This is a genomic window from Pseudomonas entomophila (genome assembly GCF_023277925.1).
GTDB classification, from domain to species: Bacteria; Pseudomonadota; Gammaproteobacteria; order Pseudomonadales; family Pseudomonadaceae; genus Aquipseudomonas; species Aquipseudomonas entomophila_D.
In genome coordinates this window covers 1,335,001-1,357,602 of record NZ_CP063832.1, presented here as the reverse complement: position 1 = coordinate 1,357,602, position 22,602 = coordinate 1,335,001, and the positions used below count along the sequence as shown (strand labels likewise).

At 63.1% G+C, this 22,602-nt stretch carries 14 protein-coding genes and 2 rRNA genes (1 of these 16 only partly in view); 10 read left to right on the top strand and 6 right to left on the bottom strand.

The features are described from left to right. Positions 1-75 precede the first annotated feature (75 nt). Entirely contained in the window at positions 76-2,331 is a 2,256-nt protein-coding gene (locus IM733_RS06045; protein ID WP_248919997.1) for an ATP-dependent DNA helicase, read from the bottom strand. After that, entirely contained in the window at positions 2,328-3,980 is a 1,653-nt protein-coding gene (locus tag IM733_RS06040) for a VRR-NUC domain-containing protein (protein ID WP_248919996.1), read from the bottom strand. The genes IM733_RS06045 and IM733_RS06040 overlap by 4 nt, the downstream gene beginning before the upstream one ends. A 554-nt stretch (positions 3,981-4,534) precedes the next feature. Here IM733_RS06040 and IM733_RS06035 point away from each other — a divergent pair. From IM733_RS06035 to IM733_RS05995, 9 genes are all read left to right on the top strand, one after another. After that, complete coding sequence (locus IM733_RS06035) at positions 4,535-6,409, top strand: 3-dehydroquinate synthase (protein WP_248919995.1); 1,875 nt, start codon at positions 4,535-4,537, stop codon at positions 6,407-6,409. Beyond that, entirely contained in the window at positions 6,406-7,296 is an 891-nt protein-coding gene (locus tag IM733_RS06030) for a UbiA family prenyltransferase (RefSeq protein ID WP_248919994.1), read from the top strand. Before IM733_RS06035 ends, IM733_RS06030 begins: the two co-directional genes overlap by 4 nt. Next, positions 7,293-8,033 carry an EboA domain-containing protein gene (locus IM733_RS06025; RefSeq protein WP_248919993.1) on the top strand — a complete coding sequence of 247 codons (741 nt, stop codon included), beginning with the start codon at positions 7,293-7,295 and terminating at the stop codon, positions 8,031-8,033. The genes IM733_RS06030 and IM733_RS06025 overlap by 4 nt, the downstream gene beginning before the upstream one ends. A 59-nt stretch (positions 8,034-8,092) precedes the next feature. Further along, positions 8,093-8,977 (top strand): TatD family hydrolase, encoded by an 885-nt coding sequence (locus IM733_RS06020; RefSeq protein WP_248919992.1) that lies wholly within the window; start codon positions 8,093-8,095, stop codon positions 8,975-8,977. Further along, complete coding sequence (eboE, locus tag IM733_RS06015; protein WP_248919991.1) at positions 8,974-10,209, top strand: metabolite traffic protein EboE; 1,236 nt, start codon at positions 8,974-8,976, stop codon at positions 10,207-10,209. The genes IM733_RS06020 and eboE overlap by 4 nt, the downstream gene beginning before the upstream one ends. Next, on the top strand, positions 10,196-11,632 hold the full coding sequence (locus IM733_RS06010; RefSeq protein WP_248919990.1) for an alkaline phosphatase family protein: 1,437 nt from the start codon (positions 10,196-10,198) through the stop codon (positions 11,630-11,632). The genes eboE and IM733_RS06010 overlap by 14 nt, the downstream gene beginning before the upstream one ends. Further along, a complete protein-coding gene (locus IM733_RS06005) occupies positions 11,611-12,765 on the top strand; it encodes a hypothetical protein (protein ID WP_248919989.1) in 1,155 nt (384 codons plus the stop codon). The genes IM733_RS06010 and IM733_RS06005 overlap by 22 nt, the downstream gene beginning before the upstream one ends. Positions 12,766-12,775: 10 nt before the next feature. Next, positions 12,776-15,172 (top strand): hypothetical protein, encoded by a 2,397-nt coding sequence (locus IM733_RS06000; protein WP_248919988.1) that lies wholly within the window; start codon positions 12,776-12,778, stop codon positions 15,170-15,172. An 89-nt stretch (positions 15,173-15,261) separates the two neighbouring features. After that, positions 15,262-16,317 (top strand): hypothetical protein, encoded by a 1,056-nt coding sequence (locus IM733_RS05995; protein ID WP_248919987.1) that lies wholly within the window; start codon positions 15,262-15,264, stop codon positions 16,315-16,317. Positions 16,318-16,345: 28 nt separating this feature from the next. Here IM733_RS05995 and IM733_RS05990 read toward each other — a convergent pair whose 3' ends face one another. Continuing rightward, entirely contained in the window at positions 16,346-17,767 is a 1,422-nt protein-coding gene (locus IM733_RS05990) for a hypothetical protein (RefSeq protein WP_248919986.1), read from the bottom strand. Between the two features lie 308 nt (positions 17,768-18,075). Further along, positions 18,076-19,098, bottom strand: coding sequence for a zinc-dependent alcohol dehydrogenase family protein (locus IM733_RS05985; protein WP_248919985.1), 1,023 nt, complete (start codon positions 19,096-19,098; stop codon positions 18,076-18,078). A 207-nt stretch (positions 19,099-19,305) separates the two neighbouring features. On the opposite strand from IM733_RS05985, the gene IM733_RS05980 reads away from it, so the two are divergent. Continuing rightward, a complete protein-coding gene (locus IM733_RS05980) occupies positions 19,306-20,220 on the top strand; it encodes a LysR family transcriptional regulator (protein WP_248919984.1) in 915 nt (304 codons plus the stop codon). A 186-nt stretch (positions 20,221-20,406) separates the two neighbouring features. Here the strand turns inward: IM733_RS05980 and rrf are convergent. Continuing rightward, a 5S ribosomal RNA gene (gene rrf, locus IM733_RS05975) occupies positions 20,407-20,522 on the bottom strand. A gap of 133 nt (positions 20,523-20,655) precedes the next feature. Continuing rightward, positions 20,656-22,602, bottom strand: a 23S ribosomal RNA gene (locus IM733_RS05970); it runs 946 nt beyond the window's last position.

Genomic DNA, 22,602 nt, shown 5'->3' with positions numbered 1-22,602 from the left:
AAACCTCGAAATCAACGAATGTTGGGTTGGAACGCGCAGTGTACTGAGAGTTTCAGCGCCAGGCGATGGGGGCGATCACCTGCATTGCCACCAGTCGGGAAACATCTGCCGCACCCGCGGTTCGGCGAAGCGTTCATCGATCAACAGCAGCACGCCACGGTCCTGGTCGCCACGGATCACCCGACCGGCAGCCTGGATCACCTTGCGCACCCCCGGGTAGAGGTAGGCGTAGTCGAAACCCGCGCCGAACTGCCGGCCCAGGCACTGCTTGAACTGCTCATTGACCGGGTTGACCTGGGGCAGCCCCAGGGTGGCGACGAACGCGCCGATCAGGCGCGTGCCCGGCAGGTCCACGCCCTCGCCGAACGCACCACCCAGCACGGCGAAACCCACACCCTGCCCGTCCGGTACGAAACGTGCGAGAAATGCCTCGCGCCCCGCCTCGTCCATACCCGGTGCCTGCCGCCACTGGGTCAGGGACGGATAGCGCTCGGCCAGCAACTGTGCCACCTGTTCCAGATAATCGAAGCTGCTGAAGAACGCCAGGTAATTACCGGGCTGGCGCTGAAACTGCCCGGCGATCAACTCGACGATGGGAGCCAGCGATGCCTGGCGCTGCTGGAAGCGTGTGGACACCTCGCTGACGATACGCACCGCCAACTGCTCGGCGCGAAACGGCGCGGCGACCTCCAGCCAGGCGGTGTCGGCCGGCATGCCCAGCAAGTCGGTATAGAAGCGGCGTGGATTGAGCGTGGCGGAAAACAGCGTGACGCTGCGCGCCGCGCTCATCCGTGGCCCCAACAGCCGCGCCGGCACTACGTTGCGCAGGCACAGCGTGGCCAGGCGACGCCCGCGCGAGCCGTTGCGCTGGCTGATATCGAACACAAAATGCTCGTCGAACAACTCGGCGACACGGCTGAACTGCAACGCCTGGAAGAAGAATTCCAGCACCTTGGGCTCCACCTCGGCTGGGGCCTCGTTCATGCGCTCCTGGATCAAACCGATACAGCGTTGCAGCGCCTGTACGAAAGTCTCCGGCAGTTGCTCGAACGCCTGGTACGACGCCACCTGCTGCTTGTACAGCGCATTCCACTGGCGGTTGAGCCGCGCCAAGGCGTTGCCCAGCCCAGCAGGTTTGCTCTGGCGCAGGGCCTGCAACTGGCCCTGGTCAAGGCTGGCGCTGTACATCTGCCGCCCCCGCTCGACCAGGTTGTGTGCCTCGTCCACCAGTACCGCCGTACGCCATTGATGGGTTTGAGCCAGCCCGAACAGCATGGCGTGGGCATCGAAGTAATAGTTGTAGTCGGCCACCACCAGGTCGACCCAGCGCGCCATCTCCTGGGCCAGGTAATAGGGGCAGACCTGATGCGTCAGCGCCACTTCGCGCAGGCTGGCGCGGTCGAGCACGGGCACTTGTGCAGCGGCCTCGCGGGCGGCAGGCAGGCGATCATAGAACCCCTGGGCCAGCGGGCAGGATTCGCCATGGCAGGCGCTGTCGGGGTGCTCGCAGGCCTTGTCGCGCGCGATCAGCTCCAGGGTGCGCAGGGCGGGTTGCGGCGTGGCCCGGGTCATTTGCCGCAGAGCGTCCAGGGCCAGGGCGCGGCCGGGGGTCTTGGCGGTGAGGAAGTAAAGCTTGTCCAGTTGCTGCGGCACTACGGCCTTGAGCAACGGAAACAACGTCCCGAGGGTCTTGCCGATGCCCGTGCTGGCCTGGGCCATCAGGCAGCGGCCAGTGCTCACCGCCTTGTACAGGGTTTCAGCGAGCTGGCGCTGCCCTTGGCGGAATTCGGGGTGCGGAAAGCTCAGCGAGCTCAAGCCACGGTCGCGCTCGCCCAGGCGCTGCTCCTGTTGCCGGGCCCAGGCCAGGAAACACGCGCACTGCGCCTCGAAGAAACGCCGCAGGTCGTCGGCCGCATGGCGCTCGCTGATCACCGTCTGGCCTTCGCTGTCCACATCCAGGTAAACCAACGCGACGTCGATGTCCGGCAACTGCCGCGCCTGACAGACCAGCCAGGCGTAGACCTTGGCCTGCGCCCAGTGCAGCTGGCGGTGGTTGGCCGGTTGCCTTGCCAGGTCGCCGCGGTGGGTCTTGATCTCTTCCAGGCGATTGCGCGCAGGGTCGTAGCCGTCGGCGCGGCCACGCACGCGCAACCCCAGGTATTCGCCTTCAAGGGCGACTTCCGCCTCATAGTCCGCGCCACGCCCTGCCACCACCCGGCGATGGCCGGCAATGCCTTCCTGCGCCGTGGGCGAAGGGGTGAAGCGCAGGTCCAGGTCACCGACCTTGGCACTGAACTCGCACAGGGCGCGCACGGCGACGGTGTAACTCATGCCTGCTCGGCCTTCCAGCGCACGTGGCACACCACCACTGGCAAGCCATGCGCCTGGCAGAAGTCGAGCCAGCGTAGCTGGTTGTCCTGCAGACGGTCACCCGGCCCCTTGACCTCGACCATGCGGTAACGCCCTTGCGCGGGCCAGAACTGGATCAGGTCGGGCATGCCGGCGCGGTTGTTACGGATATCCTGCAACAACCGCTCGAAGCAGGCCTTCAGGTGCCGAGCCGGCAGGCAGGCCAGGGCGTCTTCGAGCAGTTCCTCATCGAGCATCTGCCAGAACACGAACGGCGACTGCAGCCCGTGCTTGGCCGTGAAGCAGGCGCGAATCGCCTCAGGGTAGCTGCCATCATCAAGCCGGCCGAGGCAACGCTCGAACAACGACGCGCGACGCGCCTGAAAATCGCTGTCGTGCAAGTCCTGCGGCCCGGCCTGGAAAGGATGGAAGAACGCGCCCGGCACCGGGGCAAAGATCGCCTCCCAGCAGAGCAGGCCGAACAGGCTGTTGAACAGGGTGTTCTCGACGTAATGCGCAACGCCCCCCTCTTGCTCCAGGTGCAGGCGCACCGCCTCCTCCACGCCGTGCAGCGCCAGCGCAGCCGGCAATTCCAGCTCGATCAACTCGACGTCGCTCGTGCGCCGGCGCCCCTGCGGCGGCCCACCCAGCTTGCGTGCCAGGCGCGGCAACATACGCTCGAGCGCCTGCCGCTCCAGGGCATTGGCTGGCGACTCGGCCATACGCATGGCCAGCGCATGGGCCTGCGGCCACTGCTCACTGCGTTCGAACACCCGCACCTGGCGAATACGCGCCTCGGGGTGTTCGCATGCCTGGTAGATACGCAGGGCCAGGCCCCAGTCGGCCAGGCGCTCGCTGTGCTGGCCCAGGCTGAACAACAACCGTGCGCGGCGCCGGGCAAGCCAGGGGTTGGCGCTGTCCAGCCCGTCCAGGGCGGCCAGCAGCCCAGCGGGCGGCTCGCCCTGCTCCAACCGTTCAGCGCACTGGTGCAAGGCCATGGCCAGGTCGACATCCGCACGCTGGCGCAAGGCCCGCGAGTCGTCACCGAAGCTGACTTGCTCATAACGGAACACACCCAGGTCGGTCAGCACGAAGTCCGACCAGTCCTGATAGAGGTTGCCAAAGAACAACAGGCGCAGCCGATCGCACAGGGGCTGTAGCCGCCAATGCAGAATGCGTGCAGGGAACGTCGGGAACCACTCACTCAGTGGCCTTGGCTCAAGCGCGAGCGCCTGCAGCTGGGCCAGCAGATCGGCCTTGCCCGCCCGGGGCCGGGCAAGCTGGCCAGCGAAGCACTGCACCACCTCCTCCTTACGCAGCAGTGCCCACAATTGCGCGACCGTCAGCGGCGTGTCATCGGCCACCCAGCCCAACGCCTGCAAGGGAGCCAGGGCCGCGTCGCTATCGCCGATCTCTGAGTACGCGAGCTTGTCGCTGCGAAACAGCTCGCCCTTGCGCATCACCATGCGCACCAGCAAGGCCTGGGCCGGCAAAGACAGCGTGGAGAAAGCTTGGATGAAATGATGCTCATCACGGTTGAGCAGGTCGGCGTAGCGCTGCCCGACCCAGCTCAATACCTGGCGGAAGTTGTGCAAGTAGTAGAAGGGGTCGTCGACGGAATGGGCGATCATGGGGCCGGTGGAACGCTGAGGGCGGGCACTGGTTATACATACAGACCCACCCCAGGGGCAAGTACCAGGGATCACATCGTCGGTTATCAGAAACTAAATATTCTTCTATAGAAATTGACATGCACTCGCGGGCCCGCAGACTTCCACGCCTTGGGTCCGAGGCGTACACCCCGGTACCGAAACAAACCTCCGATAAACGGTGCTCAAGAAGTGAGGGGAATGCGCAAGGATGCATCGCTTGAGCAATAAACCTGGGTGATCCGACCGGTAGCGCTCGCCATGCGCACCAGGTGAGCTTTCCTCTCGGGCCGGCTCCTCACCCGCCTGCCGCTGCGCTGAATAATTCGGCTCGATAAGTTGTTTTTTCAGGAAGAAAAAATCGTTCAATCCCGCCTTGCAAAAGCCCGGCGAGCGGCTAACTTTTCGGAAACCGTCGAAGTAGCCATCAAAACAATATCACGCAGCCTGGAGCTTTTTATTCCGTCCAAGCATTAACGCTCTGCCTTCAAAACTGAAACGGAAATCAGTCATAACAATATCAAGAGGGATGCTTGATGAAGCGCGGCCTTTGGCATCGTGTGCTCTGCAAAAAAGCGCCTGCCGAATATTTCTGGGTATCACTTGTTTGCTTCAGTGCACTGGTGATCGCCAGCTTTCTGTTATTTGAGCAACAAATCCAGGACTTCCTGACCCACCTTGAGCTGTACCTGCCCGATAGCCCGGCACGCAAAGCCAACCTGGCCCTGCTGTTGATCGCCTTGCTGGCACTGGACGTCGTACTGCCGGTGCCATCGAGCGTGGTGGCGCTGCTCGCCGTGGCCGCCCTGGGCAGCGTCGGTGGCTACCTGGTGATCTTCGTGGGCCTGTGCCTCGGCGCCTGGCTGGGTTATGCCCTGGGCGCCGGGTACTTGCGCGTGCTGTCCGGCCGCCTTGGCCTGCATCAGCGCAAACCCGGGCAGCTGGTGCAAAAGCTCGGCACCCTGTCGTTGATCTGCCTGCGCGGTGTGCCGGTACTGGCGGAAACCTCGGTGGTCGCCGCCGGCATGCAGCGCTATCCGCTGCGCGTTTTCGTCCTGGTCACGACCCTGGCCAATATGGGCCTGGCCCTGGCCTACTGCGCCATCGGCAGCTTCCTCGTCGAGGAAAACGCGCTGCTGGTCACGCTCCTCGCCAGCATGGTCCTGCCGGGGCTTTTCATCGCCGGCTACAGCCTGTCCAGCAAACTGCGCAAACCCGCCACGCCTGAAGTGCTGCACGGCCGCTTCGAGGTCAGCTACGACTATCCGGTGCGCTTTACCGATCACCTGTTCGACCTGCGCAACCCCTGTCTGCACCAGCAGCTCACTGCCGGACAGCACGGCCGGGTGACAGTGCTGATCTTCGCCGACGAGCAATTGTTGCAGTGCAATGCGCATCTGCCCGGACAGATCGAGGCCTGGTTCACCAGCCATGCCCGCGACCTGCACTTGCAGGCCGCGCCGATCGCCGTCGCTGCCGGTGAGCTGAGCAAGACCGCGGAAGTACTCCAGCAGTTGTACGCCGACATGCTCAAGCACGGCCTCGACCGGCACTGCTACGTGCTGGCCATGGGCGGCGGCGCCTTGCTGGATTCGGTGGGTTACGCCTGCGCCACCTTCCACCGTGGCATCCGTCTGATCCGCCTGCCGAGCACGGTGCTGGCGCAAAACGACGCCGGCATCGGCGTGAAGAACGGCATCAATGCCTTCGGCCAGAAAAACCTGCTGGGTGCCTTCTACCCCGCCACCGCCGTGATCAACGACTTCCAATTGCTGACCAGCCTCAGCCGCCGCGACCAGATCGCCGGCCTGGCCGAGGCGGTGAAGGTGGCGCTGATCAAGGACGAGGTATTCTTCCAGTGGATGGAGGAGCACGCCGCAGCCCTCGCCCGTTTCGATCATCCGGCCAGCCGCCATGCCATTTTCCGCTGCGCCCAACTGCACCTGGGGCATATCACCGGTGCCGGCGATCCGTTCGAGCGCGGCAACGGCCGGCCACTGGACTACGGTCATTGGGCCGCGCACAAGCTGGAAAACCTTAGCCAGCACCGCCTGCGCCATGGCGAAGCGGTGGCTGTGGGCATGGCCCTGGACGCGTACTATGCCAATGCCCTGGGGCTGTTGAGCGATACCGACAGCGAGCGGCTGGTGAGCCTCCTGCAAAAGCTCGGGTTCAATCTGTGCCCGGCGGAACTGACCTTGAAAGACGGGGTGGGACGCTTCCAGGTCATGCTTGGGCTGGAGGAGTTCCGTCAGCATCTGGGTGGCCGGCTGTCGATCCCCATGCTTAGCCGCATCGGTGCCTCGGTCGACCTGCATGAAATCGATGACCGCCTGATGCAGCAGGCTCTGCTGCGCCTCTCCAGCCTCGACGCGGCCCCCTTCGGCTTGAGCGAGGGTTGCGCGCAATGAGCCAGACCCAGGCGAGCCTCAAGACCTGGATGACCCTGGGCCGGGTCTCCAACCTGCCGACGGTGTGGACCAACGCCCTCGCCGCCGCCCTCCTGGCCAGCAGCACCGGTGCCCTGGCGCCACCGTCGGCGCTGGTGTGGGGGCTGCTGCTGGTGACGCTGTCGCTCCTTTACCTGGCCGGCATGCTACTGAACGACCTGCTGGACGCCGATTGGGACCAGCAGCACAACAACCCCCGCCCGATTACCCTGGGCCTGGTCAGCTACCGGCAAGTACGGCTCGCGACCCTTCTCCTGCTAGCCCTGGCGGGTGCCTCGGCCCTGGGCCTGAGCCAGTTGACCGAGCAGCCACAGTGGTTGCTGGGCAGCATCACCCTGCTGGTCGGCTGCATCCTCGGCTACAACCTGTTGCATAAAAAGTACGTGCACAGCGTCTGGCTGATGGGTGCCTGCCGCTCGGCGCTGTACCTCACCGCGGCAGCCAGCCTGACAGTGCCGCCGCAACCCATCTGGCTCTGCTCGATCCTGCTTGGCGTGTACATCAGCGGGCTGACCTACCTGGCCAGCCAGGAGCACCGCAACCAGTTGCTCAGCCGCCTGCCCCTGCTGCTGATGCTGAGCCCGCTGGCCCTGGCGATCTACACCGAGACCTTGTGGTTCTGGCCGGTGCTGCTGCTCTGGCTGGGCTGGCTCGGTCGCCATTACTGGCTGCATCTGGCCAATCCGCAGCGCTTGAAGGTGCGTGCCTTCATCGGTGCTGGCCTGGCCGCCCTGCCCCTGTTCGACGCCCTGGTGATGGCCGTGGCCAACCAGCCCCTGGGCAGCCTGTTCTGCGTGCTGATGTTTTTCCTGCTTCCACACTTCCAACGCTGGATCAAACCGACATGAACATGGACGTCTCCGTGCCCCAGCCACGGCTGGCCGAACACAATCGGGCTCTGGATCAACTGCTCGACGAAACCGAAGAACGCTGGTGGCAACAGGCCCTGGAACGCCTGCGGCAATCGCCGGACGCCAATACCGCCGCCACCCTCAGCAGCCAATGCAAGCGCCACCTGCGTGACCAGGCGGTGCCCGGCGCCGATGGCTGGAGCTCCATCGAGCTGGCCCGCGCCTTGCTGCTGGCCCGTGTCGTCGGCCTACAGCACGAAGTAGCCCGCCCGGCGCTGCTGGAGCAATTGTTTCAATGGGGCGACGACCAGGAAAAGGTCGCCCTGCTCAAGGCCCTCGATGACCTCGACAGCGAGGGGCGCTGCCTCGAGCTGGCCCTGTTCGCCGGCCGCACCAGCAACCCGCGGGTCTTCGCCGCCCTGGCACTGGACACCCCCTATGCATCCCGTCACTACCCGGAGCGGGCCTTCCATCAACTGGTGCTCAAGGCGCTGGGCATGGGCCTGGATGCCGCGCGGGTGATCGGCCTGGCGCAACGCCAGAGCGTGACCCTCAACCAGTTGGCCCTCGACCTGATGGACGAACAGCTCGCCGCCGGGCGCCCGGTATCGCCCAGCCTACCCCGGCTGATCGCCTTCGGCCTGCTCAGCCCGCCGCAGCGCAAGCGCCTGACAGGCCTGTACCAGCAGCGACGCTTGCCGGCGCAGTGGCACGAGAACCTCCACGGCAGCTGACCGATCCACCGCCAGCCCCCGCACAACCGGCACCTCTTTGCCCTTGATGAGGATTCACCATGCCCAAGTATTTCGACCCGCACATTCATATGGTCAGCCGCACCACCGACGACTACCAGAACATGGCGGCCGCCGGCATCACCGGCGTGATCGAGCCCGCGTTCTGGCAGGGCCAGGCGCGGACCAGCGTCGGCAGCTTCGTCGACTACTTCGACACCCTGCTGGGCTGGGAGCGCTTCCGCGCCAGCATGTTCGGCATCCACCACTTCTGCACGCTCGGCATCAACCCCAAGGAGGCCAACAACCTTCGGCTGGCCCAGGAAGTGCTGGACATCCTGCCGCGCTACCTGGTCAAGGATGGCGTGGTGGCGGTCGGCGAAATCGGTTACGACGACATCACCCCCGAGGAAGACCGCTTCCTGGCCATGCAGATGGAACTGGCCAGGCAGTTCGATCTGCCGGTCCTGGTGCACACCCCGCACCGCGACAAGATCGGCGGCACCAAGCGCACCCTGGCGGTGATCCGCGAAGTCGGCATCCCCGAGCACCTGGTGGTGATCGATCACCTCAACGAGTTGACCCTGCCCCTGGTGCTGGAGACCGGCTGCTGGCGTGGCCATTCGGTCTATCCCAACACCAAGATGTCGGAGCAGCGCATGGTTGCCCTGCTGCAGCAGTACGGCACGGAGAAAATGATCGTCAACAGCGCCGCCGACTGGGGCGTCAGCGATCCGCTGAAAGTGCCGAAGACCGGCCAGGCCATGCTCGAAGCCGGCTTCAGCGAAGCCCAGGTCGAGCAGGTGCTGTTCCATAACCCGGTCGACTTCTTCGCCCAGAGCCGCCAACTGGACAAGGCCCTGGTCAGCACGCCATTGCCGATCGACCAGCGCAAGACCTGGCAGGAGAACTCTGCCCTGCGCGGCCAGGACCCGGTGATCAAATGAACGCCACCGTGTGCTGGACGCCCAACCAGATCGGCTACTGCGCGAATGTGCACCCGACCCGCGACCTGGCCGGGCTGCGCGCGTCGATCGAGCGCCACTTCCAGGGCGTGCGCCGCCTGCGCGGGCTGCACGAACAGGATAGCGGCCTATGGATCTGCGCCCGCGCCGCCGACGCGTTGCAGGAAGCGTCGGCACGCGGCCGGTTCCTCGACCTGTTGCAGGACACCGGGCTGCGCCTGACCTCGTTGAACGGTTTTCCCTATGGCGAGTTCCATGAGGGCGCGGTGAAGGCCGAGGTCTACCTGCCCGACTGGTCAATGCCGGAGCGCCTGACCTACAGCCTGAACCTCGCGCGCATCCTGGCGCAGGCCTTGCCAGCGGACTGCCGACAAGGGGTGATTTCCACCGTGCCTCTGGGTTATGCCGCCAACTGGAGTCCGGCCTTGCAGCAGCGTGCCGAACACCTGTTGCGCCAGCTCACCGCCGAGCTGGCCAGGCTGCATCGCGAGAGCGGCAGGAAGGTGGTGTTCTGTCTGGAAATGGAGCCGGACTGCGTACTGGAAAACACCGACCAGGCCATCGCCTTCTTTGCCCATTGGCAAGCCAGCGATCCGCACCATGAATACCTGGCCCTGTGCTTCGACGTCTGCCATCAGGCCGTGATGTTCGAGGACTGCTATCGCTCGCTGGACCGCCTGCGCCTGGCCGGGGTACCGATCGGCAAGATCCAGCTGTCCAACGCCATGATCTGCCGTCTGCCGGTCGATGACCCGCAGCGTTTCGCGCAGGTCCTCGACATGCTCGGCCAATTTTCCGAAGCCACCTACCTGCATCAGGTCAAGGCGCGGGACCATCAGGGGCGCCTGATGGCCTGGGCCGACCTGCCTGCCGCACTGGCCGCCTGCGCCAGTGATCCCGGGCGCTATGACGAGTTGCGGATTCACTTCCACGTCCCGCTGTTCAGCGAGCAACTTCTGCTGCCCGAACTCAGCGGCAGCCAGGTCGCACTGGGGCAGACCTTCGACTACCTGGCTGCCCACGGCGACCTGCGCCCGGTGCTGGAAGTGGAGACCTACAGCTGGGGCGTGCTGCCCGCGCAACTGCGACCGAGCGACGAGCAGGCCCAACTGCGCGGCATCGCCGCCGAATTGCATTGGGTCGAGGCACAGCTGCGCCAGCGTGGCCTGCTGCACGCGCCAATACGCGAGGGGCACGCCGATGCCTGCCCGTAAACCCCTGCTGCTGATCAACGTGGTCGGCCTGACGCCCTCGCTGCTGGGCCCGAACACGCCGCATATCAACGCACTGCTGAAAACCGCGCAGATGGCCAGCCTGCAACCGCCGTTTCCGGCGGTGACCTCCACGGTGCAGGCCTCGATCCTGACCGGGGCACCGCCGTCGCAGCACGGTATCGTCGGCAATGGCTGGTATTGGCGCGACCAGGCCGAGGTGCGCTTCTGGCTGCAACCCAACGCGTTGATCCAGGGCGAGAAGATCTGGGACACGCTCAAGCGCGAACTGCCCGGGTTCCGCTGCAGCCAGTTGTTCTGGTGGTACAACATGTACGCCAACGTCGATGCCTCGATCACCCCGCGCCCGCATTATCCGGCCGACGGGCGCAAGCTGTTCGGGCTGTATTCGTCGCCGCCGGGCCTGCACGAACGGATCGAAGCGCAGATCGGCGAGTTCCCCTTCCCCGGTTTCTGGGGGCCGGCGGCGGGCATTGCCTCGAGCCGCTGGATCGTCGATTGCGCCCTGCTCGAATTCCAGCTCAATCGCCCCGACCTGCAACTGGTCTACCTGCCCCACCTCGACTACAGCCTGCAGAAGGTCGGCCCCGAGCACCCGTCGATCGCCGATGAGGTGCGCGCCATCGACCATGAAGTCGGGCGCCTGCTGAGCTTCGCCCAGGACCAGGGCGCAGCGGTGATGCTGCTGTCGGAGTACGGCATCGAGGCGGTCGGGCAATCAGTGTCCATCAACCGCGTACTGCGCGAGCAAGGCTTGTTGCAGGTGCGCCAATCGCTGACCTGGGAATTACTCGACCCCGGTGCCAGCGCGGCCTTCGCAGTGGCCGATCACCAGATCGCCCATGTCTATGTCAGGCGCGAGGAAGATGTTGCGCGTATCAAGGCCCTGCTGCAGCGCCAGCCCGGCATCGAGCAGGTACTGGACCGGGCCGAGCAACGCAGCTGGCAACTGGACCATCCGCGCAGCGGCGAGCTGGTGGCGCTGGCCGCCCCGGGCTTCTGGTTCGATTACTACTACTGGTTCGACGAGCGCAAGGCGCCGGACTTCGCCCGCACCGTGGACATCCACCGCAAGCCCGGCTACGACCCGGTGGAGTTGTTCGTCGACCCAGCTATCCGCTTCCCCAGATTGAAGGTGGCGCGCCGTCTGCTGCAAAAAAAACTCGGCATGCGCTACTACATGGACCTGATCCCGCTGGACAGCGGCCTGGTCCGTGGCAGCCACGGCCGCCCGCCAGCCAACGAGCAAGCAGGCCCGTTGCTGATCACCGATTGCGACGTACCGCTGCCGCGGAGCATTGCGGCAACGGCGGTCAAGCACCTGCTGCTTCTGCATTTCCTGGAGCAGAACCAAAACGACCTGGCCAATGCCAAGGAGCACACATGCGGCGAGCCATCTCAATAACCGTTCTCAGCACACTGGCCGGACTGGCTCAGGCTGATAACACCAACACCTTCAGTTGCAGCAACTTCCTGACCTTCAACGGCAATCAGGCCCAGGCCCGGGACCTGCTCGACACGAGCAAGGAAACCCTGAGCTGGAACTGGTTCAACTGCCTGAACCAGCTAGCACCGAACGGTCTCGACCGGGTCTGGGAAACCATGAAGCCGTCGGACCAGGTGTACCTGGCCGATGGCTCCAAACCCACCCCCTACGGCACGCCCTTCAGCCCTCCGGCGAAAGTGATGGAAAGTGCCGCCAAGATCGCGGGGATGAACCCCAAGCGCGCCTTTCACAACCTCAACGCCACCCAGCAGGTGGATGGCCTGTCCCTGGAAATGGGCGGGGCGGTACCGGCATCGCAACAAGGCAAGCCCGTGCGCTTCCAGTTGCTGATGGGCGAGTCCACCTTCGACTACATCGTCGACCAGGGCGTCTACAACATGAATGGCCAGGACGCCCTGGCCCGCGACCTGGATTTCCCGGCCACCGCCTGGGAAGTGAAGGCCGGCTGGTTGTGGATTGGCAGCGACGCCACCTACCAGGCGCAACTGGAGAAGGATGGCTACTACATCGCCCAGGCCTACTACCAGAACAAGGATGGCACCTACGAGGTCGGCTACGCCGCGCTCACTGCCCTGCACGTGATCAACAAGCTGGTTACCGGCTGGGTCTGGACCACCTTCGAGAACGTCAACAATCACCGGTACACCGTGACCAACGCCGTACCGTCCCAGCCGATGACCAACAGCACCGGGCCGACGCCAGCGGCGGTCCCGGTCAACACGCAGTTCCAGGGCTGGTACACGAATCTGTCGCGCTACGCGCTGATCGGTACGCAACTGCAGACCAGCCCCCAGCTGCTGGCCAACTCCCAGCTGGAGTCGGCCTTCCAGAGCCAGTCCTCGTGCTTTGCCTGCCACGGCACGGCGGCCTATTCGAAGAGTGACGGCTACTTCAACTTCGCCCAGGGCGGCGATGCCGGCCAGGGGGGCATCGTCTACCCGACCGAGCCGGTGCCCGCGTCCGAGTTCAACGGCTACAACAAACTCGATTATGTCTGGTCGCTGAAGCGCGCCCAGTGGCAGCGTCCTTGAGGAGCACGACATGAGCGTACTGAACTTCCCCCGCGTTTACCTGAAAGGCCACATGTTCTGGAACCCGCCAACGGGTAACAACAACGATATGTTCCCCCTGTACGACGCGGTGAACATGGAGATGAACTGGCGCTTCCTCCAGTACTACAACATCGACAAAGACAATGCCGGCGACCTGCTGCTGAACTGGATGATCACGCCCCGCGCGCTCCACGAGGCGCCGGAATACGTCACCCAGGCACCGCCCAACGCGCCGAGCTCGCGCAATCGCTACCCCATCATGATGCCCGCCGAGTGGGATCTGTTCGGCGACAACGGCTGCGGCACCGTCAACTACAAAGAGACCACCTCCACCATCATCGGCGGCGAACTGCCCACCGGTGGCTATGTCAGCGACGACCCGCTGATCACCCTGCCCTACAACCTGTACGGCAATCCGTTCGGCAGCACCAACCCGAGCCCGGCCCGCTTCGTCGACGTCAGCCCCTGGCAGAACACCTTCACCGCACTGTACTTCGACAAGCTGGTCCTGGGCGACGACACCTGCGGCCTGACCGCCAAGCGGCAATTCCGCATGCTTGATCGCTTCCTCAACTTCAACTGGGGCGCCTTCGGCGGGTTGAACTATGTCACCACCACCTGGCAGACCTGCTTCCCGAAAGAAAACCTGAGCTGGGTGGTTGGCGATTCGGCGCTGCTGAAGAACCTCCAGTCGCAGCTGGACAACCCGGGCGTGCAGGGCCTGATGTTCCGCTTCTGCACCTACCTGACCTTCTACGACAAGAACGGCGTGTTCAACGACCAGCCGCCCATCAGTGCCAAATCCCAGAACCCGGTGGACATGGCCAGGGTCCAGGCGCTGTACCAGAAGGGCCTGAGCAACCCCGCAGACATCTTCTTCAACCCGGCCTACAGCTGCACCTCCGGTGTCCTCGGCCTGTGGCTCGATGACGAGTACCCGAGCGCTCCGGCCGGCGTGCGCCTGGTACCTGACGTTGCAGTGGCCGTGCCCCCACAGTACAACTTCGAGTATCCGCCCGTGGTACAGCTGGGTGTCGTCTCGGCGCAAGTTCACGACAGCATCCTGTCGCTGGACCTGATGAATACCTTCCCGTTCATGCCCGCCACACCGCAAGCGGGTCAGAATCCCGATATCCCGACCGCAGAGAAACTCGATCTCGGCAGCTTCGACGTGGGCATCGACCAAGGCGGCACGTTCATCCCGGTGACCAGTTTCAACTACGCGGACTACCAGCAGAGCATGTTCGAGCAGCGCTCGGGCATCCTTGACCTGCGCCTCACCGAGAGCCAGCAGGCACAGTTGACCAGCGGAGCACCGCTGGCGCTACAACAGCAGGCGACCGGGATCCCAACCTCGAAGCAGGCAATCTGGACCGCCGAAGTGATCCAGAGCGGCAGTTTCATCGACGTGGGCGAAACCCGGACCCTGCAGATCATGGTGCAGAAGAACGGCGTGCCCGCGAAGAACACCAACCTGCTGGTGGCCGAATACAACAACCCCTATCTGCTGGGCACCTCCAGCTACTACCTGGGTTTCAGCAACAATCCGGACTTTGCCCTGTTCAAGGACTTCCCGGCCGACCGCAGGAACAACAAAGAACTCTTGCCGAAGTTCGTCGGTGCTCCCGAGGTCGATGCCGTGGCAACCGAGGGCGCGGGACGCAAGCTGATGGGCTTGCGCAGCGAGGTGGCGACCGATGGCGGCACGGAGGTGACGTACCAGCAGTACAAGACCACCCCCGCCGGAATATCGCTAGGCGCCTGCCTGGTCTTCGAGGGCGCCAAGATGGCCACCCGATACCTGCAGGAGCCGGCGAACGAACAGGTAACCTACAACTACCTGCAGATCACCACCGACGGCAACGGCATCGCCAGCGTGACGGTCACCGGCAAGCTTCCCGGCTTCCCGACCTTGCGCTTCTTCCCCAACGAAGACGGCCAGGCCGATATCGACTTCAGCTTCAGCTACCTGAGCGCCTATGTGGACTTCCTCGCACCGCTGCGGGTGCTGCCGGAGGAGCCCACGCTGAAGCAGGAGTTCGTCGACCAATGGAACAAGGTCTATCTGCAGACCAACTCGGGACAACTGATCTGGGACAGCTTCATCTACCCGAGGATCTTCGAGCCCTACTACTACCTGTACCCGATCATGGGCAAATACATGCCACTCAATGACCTCTCGCGCATCGAAGGCGCGGTGGACCAGCTCACCCGCCTGATCAGCAAGGCTTACCAGGAAGAAAGCACCGTGGCCATGCCGATCACCCGGGACATGCCGCAAAGCCGTCGATCGGTGCTCGAGCTCTGGGCGCAGAAGCTGGTGCAACTGAAGTACCCAGCGAGGCAGCTGAGCATCGATGACTACAACCATCTGAAGATCAACTGAGGCAGCAGCGCCGGGTGGCAGGGATGCCACCCGGCGCTTTTCATCGTTCAGGGAACAAGGCTCAAGAACCCGCGCGACAGGAAGGATCTATGCCAACAACACTCCATATCCCGCACCACCCCCGCGAAACCCTGCGCCCAACCTCGATCATCGCCAACGGCCTGCTCAACCCCCGCGGCGTCCATGCCGAGGAGGACGGCAGCCTGCTGCTGATCGAAGCCGGCAGCGGCCTGCCCGGCGAACCGTTCACCGGACGGATCAGCCGCCTGCCCGTCGACCCGTGCAACCCAGGCGCATATCTACCCCGCGAAACCCTCGCCCAGGGCTTCCGTGCCATGAACATGCAGGCGCGCATGCTGCGCGACGAGATCATGGGCCTGTCGGACATCGCCTGTGGCGACGGTCGCTGCCTGGTCAGCCAGACCGATTACGTCGCAGGCTCGAAACTTCTCGACCTGCAATACAGCCCGCCGGAACCGGTGTGTCATAGCCAGGGCAACCTCAATGCCCTGTGCTATCACCCCGGCCGACGCAGCTGGCTGGCGGTCAAGCCGGACACCAATGAGTTGGTGGAGTTGCGCCCCGGCGCGCAAGAACAGGTGCTGGTGCACCTGCCAAACCTGGAGCAGAACCAGGAGGCCGTGCCTGTCACCCTGGTGTACGAGCCGGCAACCGGGGCGGTGCTGGTCAGCCTGTTCTCCGGCGAGCTGCATTGCGACCCGGCGCGCAAGGGCGTGGACTTCGCCGACAAGGCCGGCCAGGTGATCCGGGTCTGGCCGGACAGCGGGCGCCTCGAGGTGCTGATCGACGGCCTGCAACTGCCCACCGGCCTGGCCCTGGACTCGCAGGGCAACGTGCTGGTCCTGGAGCTCTGCGCCAGCCTGCAGCAACCCCTGCGCGCCGACTGGAACGGCGAGGCGCTGCATGGCGGCTTCACCCGCTTCAGCGGACGCTTGCTGCATTGCGACCTGCACAGCGGCGTGGTGAGCATCCTGGCCCAGGAGCTGGATACACCGTCGAACCTGTGCCTGGTGGAAGGTGCGGTGGTGGTCAGCGAAGGCATGGGCCTGTCGGGCCGTCCGCTGCCGACGCCCGAAGGCCGAGTGGTGCCACTGGAAGGGCGGTTGCGCCGGGTACCGCTTTGACTTCCGGCAACACGGGCCCTGTGGGAGGCTACCGGGATCGATGGTCTGTCGTGGCCTCTGACAGCGGTGCCATGGATGCCCCCCTGACTTGCTTCAAACGCAACCACCTGTCGCGCCGGCCCAGCATCAGCAGCAGGCGTTGCATCGTCGCGCCCGGCCGACCTGCATAGAGTGACCGCAGTTGTGCCAGCTCCAGGCCGCTGGTGTCGATCAGCCACTGCCTGACCGGTTCCGGGCATGGCCGGCCCTGCAACGCCTGGTGCAGGTAAGGCAAGGCGACGCGCATGCCTGGATGGCAACGTTGCACGAACGCCTCCAGGTTGCGGCCACCGGCCTCGAAGGGGGAGAACAGCTGGCAGACCAGTTGGTCCTCGCCCACGCCATAGGCGTCGAGCAGGCGCGTCTGCGCCTCTTCACGTAATGCCTGGCCCTGAGGCCAAGCCGCCTGCGCTGGCTGAAGGCGTCGAAAGAAGGCGTGGGCACCCTCGCGATAGCTACGCGCCTCGACATGCTGCGCCCGCAGGCCATACAGATGCGCCAGTGGCAAGGGATCGAACAGACCTGCTGGGCCTTGGGCCGAACACGGTAAGGCGTCCTGACGTCCCAGCATCTGATCGAGGGGACCACTGTCATCCAGATGCTGCAGCACATCCTCGACCATCACCACGCGCAGGCCCTGCCCGCCCTCGCCCTGTGTGCGGGGTGTCGGCGCCTCGAAGGGGTCGGCCAGCAGCAGGCCCAGTCGCGTCAGCCCTCCGGCGAGGGCATCGATGTCGTTGCCGGGCGCGCTGTATCCTGCTTCGATCAACTGGCGCAGGCAATGCCTGCTCCAGGCCAGCAAGCGGCGGCGTTGGCATGCAGGCACGACAGTAACCAATGCATCGACATCACCGGGCATCGCCAACGCTTTGCCCAGGCCTGCTGCCAGCTCCAGATAGGCCCTCGCGCCCAGTACCGCTTCCGGCTGCCCACCCGTCAAGTGGCCAAAAAGCAACCAGGCCTTGCCGCTGGCGGCACGTTGGTCGGCCGAACAACTCGGGCGGGCACCGAATCGTCCGATCTGGCCAGCATCGGTGCGGAGCAGTTCGACCCGTGGGTCATCGTGCATGAACAGCGCACTGAAACAGCGCTCGTGACTGGTCAGGGTCATGTCGTCGAGGGTCGGATGCCGGGCCACCACCACTCTCAGGCGGAAGGTGTCGACATAGCGCAGGGAAATGCTCAGCTGCGCGGCACGCAGACAGGCCAGCAAATGGGCGCTGCGCCGGTCGGCCCCGTGCAGCACCAACAGTTGGAATCGGCCGACGTGCTCCTGGCCACCTGCAACCACCAGCAAGCGCTGGATCAACAGTTGCACCGACGCGCGCTGGGCCTGGTTCATATGCTCGAACAGGCGTTGCAGGACTTGCTGGTAGACATAGTGCATGGCTTGGTCGTGGGTATTACTCATGCGTTCGCTCCACTTGCCTGAACGATTCAGGCTGAAGCGCAAATTCTGGCAGATGAATATAGCGTTGCGCTTGAAGGAAACTTCCCAAACCAAAGTAAGACGCTTAGGTAATTATTGAACAATCTCAAACTAGCGGAGAGGACCGACATACGCGGCTGAATTCAGCCTGAGTTTGTAGGATGTATCTCATAAGCACGCTTTAAATTAAACATCTTACAGAATCGCCCAATTTGATGGGGCTGCTCAGCAGCCCCATCAAATTGGAACATTAGGCGTACCTGGAGTGCCTGATCGAAGTTCGATACCTGTCAGGACGCCTGCATATCCAATACCACCCGCCCACCACAAGGGCATTCATCCATATAGCGATGAGCCTCGACCACTTGTTCGAACGGATACACCTTGATGATCTGCGGCGTCAGCAGATGATCGGCGGTGAACTGGTTGATATCGCGCAAGGCCCGTTGCAAGGCGACCTGGTCCTGGTCGATGCCCAACTCCGGCTTGCCGGTGAAGTTGCCGATACAGTGCACGTGAAACTGAATGTTCTTCTTGAACGCCGCGCAGGCCGGGAATGGTGTCTGGTTGCCGCCCTGCAGGCCATACAGCACCAAGCTGCCACGGGGTGCCAGCACATCGCCAAGCAGCGACATCTGCGGCCCGCCCATACCGTCGAGGACCATGTCCACGCCACGGCCATCGGTGTACTTGCCGATCTGCATCAGCAGGTCTTGCTCTTCGGTGACGATCACCTTGTCCGCGCCCAGGCCCAGCAGGTATTCGCGCTGCTCAGGCTCCTTGGTGGCGGCAAACACTTTCAGCCCGAGCGCCTTGCCCAGTTGCACAAAGGCTGGCCCCGCGCAGTGGCTGGCGTCGGTGACCAGCGCCGTCTGGCCGGCCTTGGCCCGGGCCAGGTCGACGAAGGCGAAGTAGGCGATCAGCAATGGCGTGTAGTGCACGCTGGCTTCGATGGGGGTCAGCACATCGGGGTAACGGGTAATGGCCATGCGCGGCAGCACGATGACATCGCCATATACCGGATGGTCGTTGGCGCTGGTGGCCGGGAAGCTGGCGACCCGGTCGCCCACCGTAATGTCGTCCACCCCGGCGCCGACCGCCGTGACCACACCGGCCATCTCATGGCCGATGCCCGCCGGCAGGTGCGCCTGGGACGGTGCCAGGTTCTGCCGCCAGAGCACGTCGTACCAGCTCACGCCAATCGCCTCGACGCGGATCTGCACCTCGCCGACGGCCGGGGTCGGTTCGGCCTGCTCCTCGCAACGGAGCACATCGGCCGGACCGAACTTGTGGAAACGGATCATGCGGGACATCGCATACCTCGCCTATGTGAATCTCGTATTACCACGGACTTTATCCGGGCTTTCACGGTTGGGCCATCAGTGGCTGTTAATAGTCGACATGCCTGTCATTGATTGGGCCCCTGACAAATCTATGCATTGGTACCCGGAAATCGGTGCAGGGTACCAGCCTTTGGCCTTAAGATTCACCCCTGCCCCACTTAAGGCGAGCCGCATCGAATGAATCGTAACGACTTGCGTCGCGTAGACCTCAACCTGCTGATCGTGTTCGAAACGCTCATGCATGAACGCAGTGTGACCCGCGCCGCCGAGAAACTGTTCCTCGGCCAGCCGGCGATCAGCGCCGCGCTGTCGCGCCTGCGCAGCCTGTTCGACGACCCGTTGTTCGTGCGCACTGGCCGTAGCATGGAGCCCTCTGCCCGCGCCCACGAGATCTTCGCCCTGCTGTCGCCGGCGCTGGACTCGATTTCCACCGCCGTCAGCCGCGCCGCCGAATTCGACCCGGCCACCAGCAATGCTGTGTTCCGCATCGGCCTTTCCGACGATGCCGAATTCGCCCTGCTGCCGCAGTTGCTCAAGCGCATCCGCGCCGAAGCCCCTGGCATCGTGCTGGTGGTGCGCCGGGTCAACTACCTGCTGATGCCCACCCTGCTCGCCTCCGGCGAAATTTCGGTGGGCGTGAGCTACACCAGCGAACTGCCCGCCAACGCCAAGCGCAAGGTGCTGCGCCGCAGCATGCCCAAACTGCTGCGCGCCGATAGCATGCCGGGCAGCATCACCCTGGACGACTTCTGTGCCCGGCCCCACGCGCTGGTGTCGTTCGCCGGCGATCTGTCGGGGTTCATTGACGAAGCGCTGGACGAGATCGGCCGCAAGCGCCATGTGGTGCTGGCGGTGCCGCAGTTCAACGGGCTGGGGAGCTTGCTGGCGGGGACCGATATCGTTGCCACGGTACCAGACTACACGGCCGATGCATTGACCGCAGCGGGTGGGTTGCGGGCCGAGGACCTGCCGCTGGAGGTGCGCACGTTCGAGTTGCACATGGCCTGGCGCGGGGCGCAGGACAATGATCCGGCGGAGAAATGGTTGCGCTCGCGGATACAGATGTTCTTCGGCGACCCTGACAGCCTCTGATATAAAGTCGCTGACTCTTTTGCCGCGAAATCTCATCGAAAAGCGTGTAGGAGCCGGCTTACCAGCGAAGGCCGCGCCGCGGTGCCGGTGTTCGCCGGCATGCCGGCGCCTACAGGGGGTCGCGTTTCGATCGCGCAAAGACAAAACCCCTACCTGCTCGCGCAGATAGGGGTTTTGCGAAATGAATCTTGACGATGACCTACTCTCACATGGGGAAACCCCACACTACCATCGGCGATGCATCGTTTCACTGCTGAGTTCGGGATGGGATCAGGTGGTTCCAATGCTCTATGGTCGTCAAGAAATTCTGTTGCCAGAAGATCCAGATGGATACTCCAGCCAATTCGGATATGTGATCTTGTGGTTCGTCGCGAACTTTCGGTTCGTTTCGTCTTCACCACCGCAATTCGCATGAGCAAATTGCTTGGGTGTTATATGGTCAAGCCTCACGGGCAATTAGTATTGGTTAGCTCAACGCCTCACAGCGCTTACACACCCAACCTATCAACGTCGTAGTCTTCGACGGCCCTTCAGGGAGCTCAAGGCTCCAGTGAGATCTCATCTTGAGGCAAGTTTCCCGCTTAGATGCTTTCAGCGGTTATCTCTTCCGAACATAGCTACCCGGCAATGCCACTGGCGTGACAACCGGAACACCAGAGGTTCGTCCACTCCGGTCCTCTCGTACTAGGAGCAGCCCCTCTCAAATCTCAAACGTCCACGGCAGATAGGGACCGAACTGTCTCACGACGTTCTAAACCCAGCTCGCGTACCACTTTAAATGGCGAACAGCCATACCCTTGGGACCGGCTTCAGCCCCAGGATGTGATGAGCCGACATCGAGGTGCCAAACACCGCCGTCGATATGAACTCTTGGGCGGTATCAGCCTGTTATCCCCGGAGTACCTTTTATCCGTTGAGCGATGGCCCTTCCATACAGAACCACCGGATCACTAAGACCTACTTTCGTACCTGCTCGACGTGTTTGTCTCGCAGTCAAGCGCGCTTTTGCCTTTATACTCTACGACCGATTTCCGACCGGTCTGAGCGCACCTTCGTACTCCTCCGTTACTCTTTGGGAGGAGACCGCCCCAGTCAAACTACCCACCATACACTGTCCTCGATCCGGATAACGGACCTGAGTTAGAACCTCAAGGTTGCCAGGGTGGTATTTCAAGGATGGCTCCATGAGAACTGGCGTCCCCACTTCAAAGCCTCCCACCTATCCTACACAAGCAAGCTCAAAGTCCAGTGCAAAGCTATAGTAAAGGTTCACGGGGTCTTTCCGTCTAGCCGCGGATACACTGCATCTTCACAGCGATTTCAATTTCACTGAGTCTCGGGTGGAGACAGCGCCGCCATCGTTACGCCATTCGTGCAGGTCGGAACTTACCCGACAAGGAATTTCGCTACCTTAGGACCGTTATAGTTACGGCCGCCGTTTACCGGGGCTTCGATCAAGAGCTTCGCTTGCGCTAACCCCATCAATTAACCTTCCGGCACCGGGCAGGCGTCACACCCTATACGTCCACTTTCGTGTTTGCAGAGTGCTGTGTTTTTAATAAACAGTCGCAGCGGCCTGGTATCTTCGACCGGCGTGGGCTTACGCAGCAAGTGCTTCACCCTCACCGGCGCACCTTCTCCCGAAGTTACGGTGCCATTTTGCCTAGTTCCTTCACCCGAGTTCTCTCAAGCGCCTTGGTATTCTCTACCTAACCACCTGTGTCGGTTTGGGGTACGGTTCCCAGTTATCTGAAGCTTAGGAGCTTTTCTTGGAAGCATGGCATCAACCACTTCGCGCTCTAATGAGCACTCGTCATCAGCTCTCGGCCTTGAAATCCCGGATTTGCCTAAGATTTCAGCCTACCACCTTAAACTTGGACAACCAACGCCAAGCTGGCCTAGCCTTCTCCGTCCCTCCATCGCAATAACTGGAAGTACAGGAATATTAACCTGTTTTCCATCGACTACGCTTTTCAGCCTCGCCTTAGGGACCGACTAACCCTGCGTCGATTAACGTTGCGCAGGAAACCTTGGTCTTTCGGCGTGCGAGTTTTTCACTCGCATTGTCGTTACTCATGTCAGCATTCGCACTTCTGATACCTCCAGCAAGCTTCTCAACTCACCTTCACAGGCTTACAGAACGCTCCTCTACCGCATCACCAAAGGTGATACCCGTAGCTTCGGTGCATGGTTTGAGCCCCGTTACATCTTCCGCGCAGGCCGACTCGACTAGTGAGCTATTACGCTTTCTTTAAAGGGTGGCTGCTTCTAAGCCAACCTCCTAGCTGTCTAAGCCTTCCCACATCGTTTCCCACTTAACCATGACTTTGGGACCTTAGCTGACGGTCTGGGTTGTTTCCCTTTTCACGACGGACGTTAGCA